Below are 12,598 nucleotides of genomic sequence, written 5' to 3'. Positions count from 1 at the left end.
CGGGATCGTAATGCCTATCGGGTATGCACGACATCTCCCTGATCACGAATCCGCCCGAGGACTCCCGCCCGTCGCACCGCCACCTAAGCACAACACACCGTACGTGTCACTGGCACAGATGGTTCAAGGATCCTCGCCGGAGCCGGACGCGTTCGCCTCGTGGTGATTTTCCCGGTCAGTGCGACGTCGGCTAAGCTGAGCGGCGACAAAGCACAATAATTTCATCGGCCTGAAGACCGTGCCTGCCCCAACAGCGATATCTCGCAGTCAACGCCATTGAAGCAGGTCATTGCAGCGCTTTAGGGGCATCGGGGCCCCGCCGCACACCACCCACTCGATGGCGTCAACAGCCTGCTAGGCCACACCGGGAACTTTGTCCAAACCACGGACGAGCACTCTGGGGCTCAACTATGGTTTGGACCTGTTCCACTCATGTCCACTTATGCATCCTGGAGAATTGTGAGCATCAATCCCTTCGACGACGACAACGGCAGCTTTTTCGTCTTGGTGAACGACGAGGAGCAACACAGCTTGTGGCCGGCCTTCGCCGATGTTCCAGCTGGCTGGCGAGTGGTACACGGGGAAGCCGACCGAGCTGCGTGTTTGGAGTACATCGAGCAGCACTGGCCTGACATTCGGCCGAAGAGCCTGCGCGACAAGCTCGCAACGGGTCGGGGTTTTGAGCAGTAAGCAGCAGGGGTATGGGGCGGGTGGCGGAGACTTGGGGGAGTCGATGGAGGAAGATCGGGCACTTCCGCTAACGCGCGGTCAGCTTGACATCTGGTTGTCCCAAGAAGCCGGGTTCGCCGGCACCCAATGGCAGCTCGGTCTCCTGGTCAAAATCGACGGCACCGTCGACCACGACGCCCTCGAACGCGCAATCACCCAGGCGGTCGCCGAGGCCGAGCCGGGCAGGGTCTCGTTCTTCGAGGTCGACGGCCAGGTGGTGCAGAAGCCGGTCGACTACCCGCATGTCGAGCTGACGCTCGACGACCTGAGGGACGCGCCCGACCCGGTACAGGAAGCCCGCGAGAGGGCTTCCGCCATCCAGCGCACACCGATGGCGCTGAACGGCCAGCTGTTCAAGTTCGTGCTCTTTCAAACAGGGCACGAGGAATTCTATTTGTTTGGTTGCTGCCACCACATCGCCATCGACGGTCTGGGCATGGCCCTGGTCTGCCGCCGCGTGGCAACCATCTATTCGGCGATGGTGGCCGGCAAGCCGATCCCCGACGCCTACTTCGGGTCGGCGCAGGATTTGGTGGACCTCGAGTCGAGCTACGAAGCCTCCGACGACTACGCCGAAGACAAGGCCTACTGGAGCGAGCACCTGCCGCCGGAGAGCGGGCCCGTCGACCGGCTGCCCACTGCCACCGGGGAGCAAGACCACTACTCGCCGTCGGCCTCGGTGCAGCTGGACCCCTCGGTTGCCAACCGGATCAAGGAGCTGTCGAAGAAGCTGGCTATCCGCCGGTTTTCGGTGACCACCGCCGCATGCGCCCTGCTGGTGCGCGGGTGGTCCGGCAGCGGTTCGGAGGTGGCGCTCGACTTTCCGGTCAGCCGGCGGGTGCGTCCCGAATCGAAGACGCTTCCCGCGATGCTCGCCGGCGTGGTGCCGCTGGTCCTGACGACCGAGCCGCAGTCGAGCGTCGCCGACTTCTGCAAACACGTCGACAAGCGGATCCGCGAGCTTTTGCAGCACCAGCGGTTCCCGGTGCACACCCTGGAGGGTGACGGGCTGCGGCAAGCCCCGAATCGGGTCGGCATCAACTTCATCCCGTCCCGCCTGACGCTGGACCTCGCCGGCTCCCCGGCGACCGCGTCGTACACCAACCACGGCCCGGTAGGGCACTTCGGCCTCTTCTTCCTCGGCGCCGGCGACCAGCTGTTCCTCAGCACCGCGGGCCCCGGCCAGCCGTTCGCGAGCTTCGGCGTCGCCGACCTGGCCGGCCGGCTGCAGCAGATCCTCGAGGAGATGACCGCCGACCCGGACCGGCCGCTGTCGTCGATCGACCTGCTAACCCCCGACGAGCCCGCCCGCATTGATGAGTGGAGCAACCGGCCGGCGCTGCACGAGCCGGTGCCCGACCCCGTGTCGATCCCCCAGGCGTTCGCCGAGCACGTGCAGAACACGCCCGACGCGGTGGCGGTCACCTTCGGTGACCGCGCCCTGACCTTCGCCGAACTCGACGAAGCCTCCAACCGGTTGGGCCATCTGCTCGCCGGTCATGGCATCGGGCCGGGGGACTGCGTGGCGGTGATGTTCCCCCGCTGCGCCGACGCCATCGTCTCGATGCTGGCGGTGCTCAAGACCGGCGCGGCCTACGTGCCGATCGACCCGGCACACGCGTCGTCCCGGATGGATTTCGTGCTCGCCGACGCGGGGCCCAGCGCGGTGATCACCACCGCGGACCTGCGCTCGCGGCTCGACGACCACGACGTCCTGGTCGTCGACGTCCACGACCCGGTCGTCGACAGCCAGCCCGGCACCGCGCTGCCGCTGCCGGCGCCGGAGAACACCGCGTACATCATTTACACCTCCGGCACCACCGGAACCCCCAAAGGCGTTGCGATTCCTCATCTCAACGTCACCTGGCTGATCGAGTCGCTCGACGCCGGGTTGCCCAAGGGCAACGTGTGGACCCAATGCCACTCGGCGGCCTTCGACTTCTCGGTCTGGGAGATCTTCGGCGCGCTGCTGCGGGGCAGGCGGCTGCTGATCGTGCCCGAATCGGTGGCGTCCTCCCCGGCGGATCTGCACGCGCTGCTGGTCGCGGAGAAAGTCAGCGTGCTGACCCAGACCCCGTCGGCCGTGGCGATGCTGCCGGCCGACGACCTGGAGTCCACCGCGTTGGTGGTGGCCGGTGAGGCCTGCCCGACCGACGTGGTCGATCGGTGGGCGGCGCCCGGACGCGTGATGCTCGATGCGTACGGCCCGACGGAGACCACGGTGTGCGCGTCGATCAGCAAGCCGTTGACGGCCGGGTCCTCGGTGGTGCCGATCGGCTCCCCGATAGCCGGCGCGGCGATGTTCGTGCTCGACAAATGGCTGCAGCCGGTGCCCGCCGGCGTGGTCGGCGAGCTGTACCTGGCGGGCCGCGGCGTCGGACACGGCTATGTGCGCCGGGCCGGGCTCACCTCAACGCGGTTCGTGGCCAACCCGTTTGGCGGTCCCGGCGCGCGGATGTACCGCACCGGCGACCTGGTGTGCTGGGGTCCGGACGGGCAGCTGCAGTACCTGGGCCGCGCCGACGAGCAGGTCAAGATCCGCGGCTACCGCATCGAACTCGGCGAGATCCAGGCCGTGTTGGCTGGCCTCGACGGCGTGGACCAGGCGGCGGTGATCGCCCGCGAGGACCGCCCCGGCGACAAGCGGCTGGTCGGCTACATCACCGGCACCGCCGACCCGGCCGCGCTGCGCGCCCAGTTGGCCGACAAGCTTCCGCCCTACATGGTCCCGACCGCGGTGATGGTGTTGGACACCCTGCCGCTGACCGGCAACGGCAAGCTCGACAAACGCGCCCTGCCCTCGCCCGAGTACGCCGCGAGTGAATATCGCGCCCCGGCCGACGCCATCGAGGAGATCCTGGCCGACATCTACGCCCAGGTGCTGGGCGTGGAACGCGTCGGCGTCGACGACTCCTTCTTCGACCTCGGCGGCGACAGCATCCTGTCGATGCAGGTGGTGTCGCGGGCCCGCGCGGCCGGCGTGATCTGCCGCCCGCGCGACATTTTCGTGGAGCAGACGGTCGCCCGCCTGGCGCGGGTGTCCGAGGTCGCCGCCGACGGCGAGCTCGGCGCGGTCGACGAGGGGATCGGGCCCGTGGTGGCCACCCCGATCATGCGCTGGCTGCAGACCATCGACGGCCCGATCGACGAGTTCAACCAGACCATGGTGCTGTCGGCACCGGCCGGCGTGACCGAAGCCGAGGTGACGGCGGTGCTGCAGGCGCTGCTCGACCGCCACCCCATGTTGCGGCTACGCGTGCAGGACGACGGCGCCGGCGGCTGGTCCCTCGAGGCGCCCGAGGCGGGGTCGGTGCAGGCCGGCGACTGCGTGCGTGCGGTCGACGCGCTGTCCGACGCGGCCTTGGTCGAGGCTCGCGGCCGGCTCAACATCGCCGACGGGATACTGGTGAGCGCGGTATGGGCAAGCGCGACAAACCAATTGGCGTTGGTCATTCACCACCTTGCCGTCGACGGCGTGTCGTGGCGGACCCTGATCGAGGACCTCAACATCGCCTGGGCCCAGCATCACAACGGCCAACCGGTGGAACTGCCGGTGCCCGGAACGTCTTTCGCCCGTTGGTCTTCGCTGCTGGCCGACTACGCGCAGACGCCGGCGGTGGCCGCGCAGGCCGACGCGTGGCGGCAGGTGGCAGCCACGCCGGCGGCATTGCCTGCGGCCGGGCCCGGGGACACCTACGCGACGGCCGGTCAGTTGTCGGCATCGTTGGATGTCGACACGACCCGGCTGCTGTTGGGGGAGGTGCCCGCGGCGTTTCACGCTGGGGTGCAAGACATTCTGTTGATCGCGTTCGGCTTGGCGTTCACCGAATTCCTGGGTGAGGCCGCGCCGATCGGTATCGACATCGAAGGGCACGGCCGCCACGAAGAGGTGGCCTCACGCGTTGACCTGTCGCGCACGGTGGGCTGGTTCACCACCAAATACCCTGCGGCGCTGAAGATCAACGGCCCGCTGAAGTGGTCGCAGGTGGTCGCCGGTGAGGCCGCACTGGGTGCGGTGATCAAGGACGCCAAGGAGCAGCTGCGCGCCCTGCCCGACGGCCTGACCTACGGACTGTTGCGCTACCTGAATGACGACGTCGACCTGCAGGGCGCAGACCCGGTGATCGGGTTCAACTACCTGGGTCGGCTGGCCGCGGGAGCCGACCTTTCCGAGGACCTGTGGCGCGTCAGCGAGGACAGCCTGTCGTCGGCGGCCGTGGCCACCGCGGTGGCAATGCCGTTGGCGCACACTGTGGAACTCAACGCCGGCACCATGGACACCGAGGCCGGCCCGCACCTGCACGCCAACTGGAGGTGGGCGCCGTCGGCGCTGACCGACGAGCAGGTAAACCGGTTGAGCCAGTTGTGGTTTGACGCGCTGACCGGCATCTGCGCGCACGTGCGCGGCGGTGGTGGCGGGTTGACCCCGTCCGACATCGCCCCCGCCCGACTGGATCAGCAGCAGATCGATGAGCTCTGCCGTGCGCACCAGATCGCCGACGTGTTGCCGCTCAGCCCCGTCCAGCAGGGGTTGCTCTTCCACACCAGCTTCGCGCAGGAACTCGAAGACCTCTACGCGGTGCAGCTCGCCATCACCGTAAGCGGTTCCCTTGACGCGCAACGGCTTCGCGAGGCGGTGCAGACCGTCGTCAAGCGCCACCCCAACCTGGCGGCCCGCTTCATTGACGAATTCGGTGAGCCGGTGCAGATCATCCCGGCCAAGCCGGTGATGGCGTGGAACTACATCGAGCTGGACGGCGGCGATGTCGACGCGCAGGTCGAGCAGCTGGCCGCGGCCGAGCGCACCGCGGTCTGCGATCTGGGCGGGGAGTCCCCGTTCCGGGCGGCGTTGATCCGCACCGCGCCCGACCGGCACCGGTTCGTGCTGACCATTCACCACATCGTCATCGACGGCTGGTCGCTGCCGGTCCTGATGCGCGAAGTGTTCGCCGGCTACTACGGCGAGCGGCTGCCCGCGCCGCCGTCGTACCGCAGTTACCTGATGTGGCTGGCCGCGCAGGATCGTCTTGGCGCCCAAGCGGCTTGGGGCGAAGCCCTCGCCGGCTTCGAAGCCCCCACGCTGGTGGCGCCGCCGGGCAAGATCGGCCGGCGCGCCGTTGCCACCTACACGGTTTCGGCGGACACCACCCGCGCGCTGAGCGAACTGGCCCGCTCCAGCCGCACCACCGTCAGCACCGTGCTGCAGGGCGCGTGGGCGCAACTGTTGACGTGGCTGACCGGCCAGCACGACGTGGCCTTCGGCACCGCGGTCTCGGGCCGGCCCACCGAACTGGCCGGCGCGGACGCCATGGTCGGCTTGCTGATCAACACCGTGCCGGTGCGCGCCGACATCGCCGCCGCGACCACCGTCGCCGATCTGCTGGAGCAGCTGCAGCGCGCCCACGCCGAAACGCTCGAGCATGAACACTTGGCGCTCAACGAGATTCATCGCGTCACCGGACACGACCAACTGTTCGACACGCTGTTCCTCTACGAGAATTACCCGATCGACGCCGGTGCGCTGCTGGGCGTCAACGAGCTGGCGGTCACCGAGTTCAGCAGCCGCGAGTTCAACCACTACCCGCTTTCCGTGGTGGCCACGCCCGGGCACGAGCTGAGCCTGCGCGTCGAGTACGACACCGAGGTGTTCGATGCGTCCGCCGTCGAAACACTGATCGACCGGTTGCGTCAGGTGATGGCCGCGATGGCCGCCGACCCCGCGCAACGGCTTTCGTCGATCGACCTGCTCGACGCCGCCGAGCACGAGCGGCTCGATGCCTGGGGCAACCGAGCCATGCTGACCCAGCGGCGGCGGGCACCCGCGTCCATTCCGGCGTTGTTCGCCGCCCAGGTGGGCCGCGCCGCCGACGCCGTGGCGATCACCTGCGACGAGCGGTCGTGGACCTATCGCGAGGTCGAAGAGTCGGCAAACCGGTTGGCGCACTTGCTTTCCGAGCGGGGCGCCGGGCCGGGTCAGCGGGTCGCGGTGGTGATCCCACGCTCGGCTGAAGCGGTGATGGCGATCTTCGCCGTCCTGAAGACCGGGGCGGCGTATGTGCCGATCGACCCGAGCGTGCCGGCGGCGCGGTTGGAGTTCGTGCTCGGTGACGCAGCGCCGATCGCCGCGCTGACCACCGCCGCGGTGCGGCCACAGCTGGACGGCTTCGACGGCCTGATCATCGACATCGACGACCCCGCCGTGGGCAGCCAGCCCACTACGGCCCTGCCGGTGCCGGCCCCGGAGAACATCGCCTACATCATCTACACCTCGGGAACCACCGGAACCCCCAAGGGCGTGGCCATCCCGCACCACAACGTGACGTTGTTGCTGGAGACACTGGATGCTCAGCTCGGGTTGGGCCAGGTGTGGACGCAGTGTCACTCGCTGGCGTTTGACTTCTCGGTGTGGGAAGTCTTCGGGTCCCTGCTGTATGGCGGGCGTCTGGTGATCGTGCCGGATGCCGTGGTGCGCTCGGCTGAGGACTTGCACGCGTTGTTGGTTCGCGAGCAGGTGAGTGTGCTGAGTCAGACGCCGTCGGCGTTCTATGCGCTGCAGAGCGCCGATGCGTTGGCGCCCGAGTTGGGTGAGCAGCTGAAGTTGCAGACGGTGGTCTTCGGTGGCGAGGCGCTCGAGCCGCACCGGTTGTCGACGTGGCTACACCGCCACCCCGGCCTGCCCCGGATGATCAATATGTATGGCATCACCGAGACGACGGTGCACGCGTCGTTCCGGGAGATCGTCGACGGTGACGTCGACAGCAACATCAGCCCCATCGGGGTGCCGCTGGCCAACCTGGCCTTCTTCGTGCTGGACGGCTGGCTGCGTCAGGTGCCCGTCGGTGTGGTCGGTGAGCTGTACGTCGCCGGCGGCGGGCTGGCCACCGGCTACGTCGGGCGGCCGGGGCTGTCGGCCACCCGCTTCGTCGCCTGCCCGTATGGGGCACCCGGCGCGCGGATGTATCGCACCGGTGACCTGGTCCGGTGGGGCGCCGACGGTCAGCTGCAATACATGGGCCGCGCCGACGAGCAGGTCAAGATCCGCGGCTACCGCATCGAGCTCGGCGAAATCCAGGCCGCCCTCGCCTCGCTGTCCGGGGTCGAGCACGCGGCGGTGATCGCCCGCGAGGACCGCCCCGGCGACAAGCGGCTGGTGGGCTACATCACCGGCACGGCCGATCCGGCCGAGGTCCGCGCCCAGCTCGGCGAGCGGTTGCCGAGCTACATGGTGCCCTCGGCGGTGGTGGTGCTCGAGGCGCTGCCCCTGACGGTCAACGGCAAGCTGGACACCCGCGCGCTGCCGGCGCCGGAATATTCCGACGCCGATCGCTACCGCGCCCCGGTGAGCGCGATCGAGGAGATCCTGGCCGGCATCTACGCCCAGGTGCTCGGCGTGGAACGCGTCGGCGTCGACGACTCCTTCTTCGACCTCGGCGGCGACAGCATCCTGTCGATGCAGGTGGTGGCCCGCGCCCGGGCGGCGGGGGTGGTGTGCCGCCCGCGCGACGTCTTCGTCGAGCAGACGGTGGCCCGGTTGGCGCGGGTCGCCACGGTGGCCAGCGGTGACGACGACGTCGTCGACGAGGGGCTCGGGCCGGTGGTGGCCACGCCGATCATGCGGTGGCTGCAGGACATGGACGGCCCCGTCGAGCAGTTCAACCAGACCATGGTGCTCGCGGCGCCCGCGGAGGTCACCTTCGACGACGTGCCGGTGGTGGTGCAGCCGCTGCTGGATCGGCACGCGATGCTGCGGCTGCGCGTCGAGGACGACGGCGTCGGCGGCTGGTCGCTCGAGGTGCCCGAGGCGGGCTCGATCCAGGCCGGCGACTGCGTGGAGTCGGTCGATGTGCTGTCCGAGGCGGCGCTGGTCGACGCCCGGTCGCGGCTGAACCTGGCCGACGGCGTGTTGGTGCGTGCCGTATGGGCAAGTGCGACAAACCAATTGGCGTTGATCATCCACCACCTGGCGGTGGACGGCGTGTCGTGGCGGACCCTGATCGAGGACCTCAACATCGCCTGGGCGCAGCACCACAGCGGGCAGCCGGTGGCCCTGCCGGTGGGCGGGACCTCGTTCGCCCGGTGGTCGTCGCTGCTGGACGAGTACGCGCGGCGCCCCGAGGTGGTCGAGCGGCTGGAGGAGTGGCGGCAGGTGGCCGCCGTGCCGGCGGTGTTGCCGCAGGCCCAGCCCGAGGACACCTACCTGACGGCCGGGCAGTTCTCGGCGTCGCTGGACGTCGAGACCACGCGGCTGCTGCTCAGCGAGGTGCCCGCGGCGTTCCACGCCGGCGTGCAAGACATCCTGTTGATCGCGTTCGGACTGGCCTGGACCCAGTTCGTGGGCACCGGCGCGCCGATCGCCATCGACGTGGAGGGGCACGGACGCAACGAGGAACTGGGCCCGCAGGTGGACCTGTCGCGCACGGTCGGCTGGTTCACCGCGAAGTACCCGGTGTCGCTGCGGGTCGGTGGGCTGTCCTGGGGCCAGGTCGTCGGCGGGGACGCGGCGCTGGGTGGGCTGGTCAAGGACGCCAAGGAACAACTGCGCGCCCTGCCGGACGGCTTGACCTACGGGCTGCTGCGCTACCTGAATGCCGAAGCGGCACTGGATGATCCGGATCCCGTCATCAGCTTCAACTATCTGGGTCGGCTCGGCGGTGGCGCCGCCGAATTGTCCGCCGAGCTGTGGCAGTTGGCCCCGGACAGCTTCGCGATGGCCGGCGCGGCGGGCGCGGTGGCGCTGCCGTTGCCGCACACGGTGGAGCTCAATGCCGGCACCATGGACACCGCGGACGGCCCGCACCTGCAGGCCAACTGGACCTGGGCGCTCTCTGCGCTGGACGAGAAGCAGATCAGCCGGCTCAGCGAGCTGTGGTTCGACGCACTCGCCGGCATCTGCGCGCACGTGCGCAACGGCGGCGGCGGGTTGACCCCGTCCGACGTCGCGCCCGCCCGCCTGAGCCAGCGCGACCTCGACGAACTGCAGCAGCGGTACCAGATCGCCGACGTGTTGCCACTGACGCCGTTGCAGCAGGGGCTGTTGTTCCACACCGGCACCGCCCAGGGTGGCGAAGAATCCCAAGACCTCTATGCCGTGCAGCTCGACATCTCGGTCACCGGTGCCATCGACCCCGAGCGGCTGCGCCAGGCGGTGCACGCCGTCATCACGCGCCATCCCAACGTGGTGGCCAGCTTCCTGGAGGACTTCGGGGAGCCGGTGCAGGTTCTCTCGGCCGACCCGGAGCTGGCCTGGCAGTACGTCGAGCTGGACGCCGGCGACGACGTCGAAGCACAGGTGGACCGGTTGTCCACCGCCGAACGCGTCGCCGTCTGCGATCTGGCCGGGCAGCCCCCGTTCCGGGGCACCCTGATCCGCACCGCGGAGAACACCTACCGATTCGTGCTCACCAACCACCACATCGTGCTCGACGGCTGGTCCAAGCCGCTCCTGCTGCAGGAGATCTTCGCCAGCTACTTCGGGGTGCGGCTACCGGCGCCGGTGCCGTATCGCAGCTTCATCACCTGGCTCTCGGAGCAGGATCGGGCCGCCGCGCAGGCCGCGTGGCGCGAGGTGCTCGAGGGCTTCGAGACCCCCACGCTGGTGGGGCCGTCGGGCCGCACCGGGCTCGGCCCGCGCGGCGTCGCCGAGTTCCAGGTGTCCGCGGAGACCAGTCGTTTGCTCGGCGAATTGGCCCGTTCGTGCCGCACGACGGTCAGCACGGTGTTGCAGGCCGCGTGGGCGCAGCTGCTGATGTGGCTTACCGGGCAGCACGATGTGGTGTTCGGCACAGCGGTTTCGGGTCGACCGACGGAATTGGCCGGATCCGACGCGATGGTGGGCCTTTTGATCAACACCGTTCCGGTGCGGGCCACGATCGGCGCCGAAACCACCATCGCCGACCTGCTTGACCAGCTGCAACGCGCCTACACCAACACCCTGGACCACCAGCATTTAGCACTGAATGAAATCCATCGTGTAACGGGACACGACCAAATTTTCGACACAATGTTCGTGTACGAGAACTATCCCATCGATACTGCCGCGCTATCGGCCGTGGACGAGTTAACTATTAGTGGATTCACGAATCGGGAATACAACCACTACCCGCTTTCGGTGCAAGCTGTGCCAGGCCACGAAATAGGTCTTCGCGTCGAGTTCGATACGGACGTGTTTGGCGAGGCGAGGATCGAGAAGCTAGTTGAGCGATTTCGGCGGGTGCTGGAAGCCATGACCGTGGACTTGGAGGAGCAGTCATGACCGTCGGTGCGGGACGGCGATTGTTGTCGATCGATCTGCTGGATGGCGGCGAGCACGACCGACTCGATGAGTGGGGTAACCGCGCCGTCCTGACCAAGCCGGTCAAATCTCCGAAATCGATCCCCGAGGTGTTCACGACGCAGGTGGCGCGTGACCCTCAGGCCGTGGCGCTGACGTTCGGCGATCGCTCGCTGACCTATCGCGAGCTCGATGAGGCCGCCAACCGCCTGGCGCACCTGCTGGCCGAGCAGGGCGCGCGCCCGGGTGAGTGCGTCGCGTTGCTGTTCTCGCGTTCGGCCGAGGCGATCATCGCGATTCTCGCGGTGCTCAAGACCGGGGCCGCCTATCTCCCCATCGACCCGGCGCTGCCGTCCGCGCGCATGGAATTCATGCTCGGCGACGCCACACCGATCGCGGTGGTGACCACGGCCGGCCTGCGCACCCGGCTGGACGGATTCGACCTGCCCGTCATCGACGTCGACGAAGCCGCGGCGGACGGCCAGCCCAGCAGCGAGCTGCCCGGGCCGGCGCCCGAGGACATCGCGTACATGATCTACACCTCGGGCACCACGGGAACCCCCAAGGGCGTCGCGGTCACCCACCGCAACGTGACCGAGTTCCTGCGGACGTTGCACGCCGATCTGCCGACCGGGCCGGGGAAGGTCTGGTCGCAGTGGCACTCGCTGGTCTTCGACGTCTCCGTCTGGGAGATCTGGGGTGCGCTCCTGCACGGCGGCCGCCTCGTGGTGGTGCCCGAGTCCGTCGCCGGCTCACCCGATGAGCTGCACGCCCTGCTGGTCGCCGAGAAGGTCAACGTCCTGAGCCAGACCCCGTCGGCGGTGGGCATGCTCTCGCCGGAGGGCCTGGACGACACCGCCCTGGTGGTGGCCGGTGAGGCCTGCCCGGCCGAGGTGGTCGACCGGTGGGCGCCGGGACGGGTGATGATCAACGCCTACGGCCCGACCGAGGCCACCGTGTACGCCGCGATGAGCACGCCGTTGGCGGGCGACTCCGGGGCCCCGCCGATCGGCTCGCCGGTTCCCGGCGCGGCGCTGTTCGTGCTGGACAAGTGGCTGCGGCCGGCGCCGGAAGGCGTGGTCGGTGAGCTGTATGTGGCCGGCCGCGGCGTCGCCACCGGCTACGCCCGCCGGTCCGGATTGACGGCCTCGCGCTTTGTGGCCTGCCCGTTCGGCGGGCCGGGCGCGCGGATGTACCGCACCGGTGACCTGGTCCGCTGGGGCGCCGACGGCCAGTTGCAGTACCTGGGTCGCGCCGACGAGCAGGTCAAGATCCGCGGCTACCGCATCGAGCTCGGCGAGATCCAGTCGGCGCTGGCCGCGCTGGACGGCGTGGACCAGGCGGCGGTGATCGCCCGCGAGGACCGCCCCGGCGACAAGCGCCTGGTGGGTTACATCACCGGGACCGCCGACCCGACCGAACTGCGCACCCAGCTGGGCAAGCGGCTGCCGGCCTACATGGTCCCGGCCGCGGTCGTCGTGCTGGAAAGCCTGCCGCTGACGGTCAACGGCAAGCTGGACAAGCGCGCCCTGCCCGCGCCCGAGTACCACAAGCGCGGCGGCCAGTACCGCGCCCCCAGCAACCACACCGAGGAGATCC

General features: G+C 68.9%; 3 protein-coding genes. All 3 read left to right on the top strand.

Translation table 11 applies throughout. From position 1 onward, the window contains the following. Positions 1-459 precede the first annotated feature (459 nt). On the top strand, positions 460-690 hold the full coding sequence (locus A9W96_RS05605) for an MbtH family protein (RefSeq protein ID WP_066871596.1): 231 nt from the start codon (positions 460-462) through the stop codon (positions 688-690). Between the two features lie 43 nt (positions 691-733). Continuing rightward, on the top strand, positions 734-10,981 hold the full coding sequence (locus A9W96_RS05600; RefSeq protein ID WP_067138335.1) for a non-ribosomal peptide synthetase: 10,248 nt from the start codon (positions 734-736) through the stop codon (positions 10,979-10,981). Then, a partial coding sequence (locus A9W96_RS05595; RefSeq protein ID WP_156765123.1) for an amino acid adenylation domain-containing protein occupies positions 10,978-12,598 on the top strand: 1,621 nt, incomplete at its 3' end. The genes A9W96_RS05600 and A9W96_RS05595, both read left to right, overlap by 4 nt.

The sequence above is a fragment of the Mycobacterium sp. 1245852.3 genome (genome assembly GCF_001669335.1).
GTDB lineage: Bacteria > Actinomycetota > Actinomycetes > Mycobacteriales > Mycobacteriaceae > Mycobacterium > Mycobacterium europaeum_A.
This window is presented reverse-complemented; position numbering and strand designations above follow the sequence as displayed.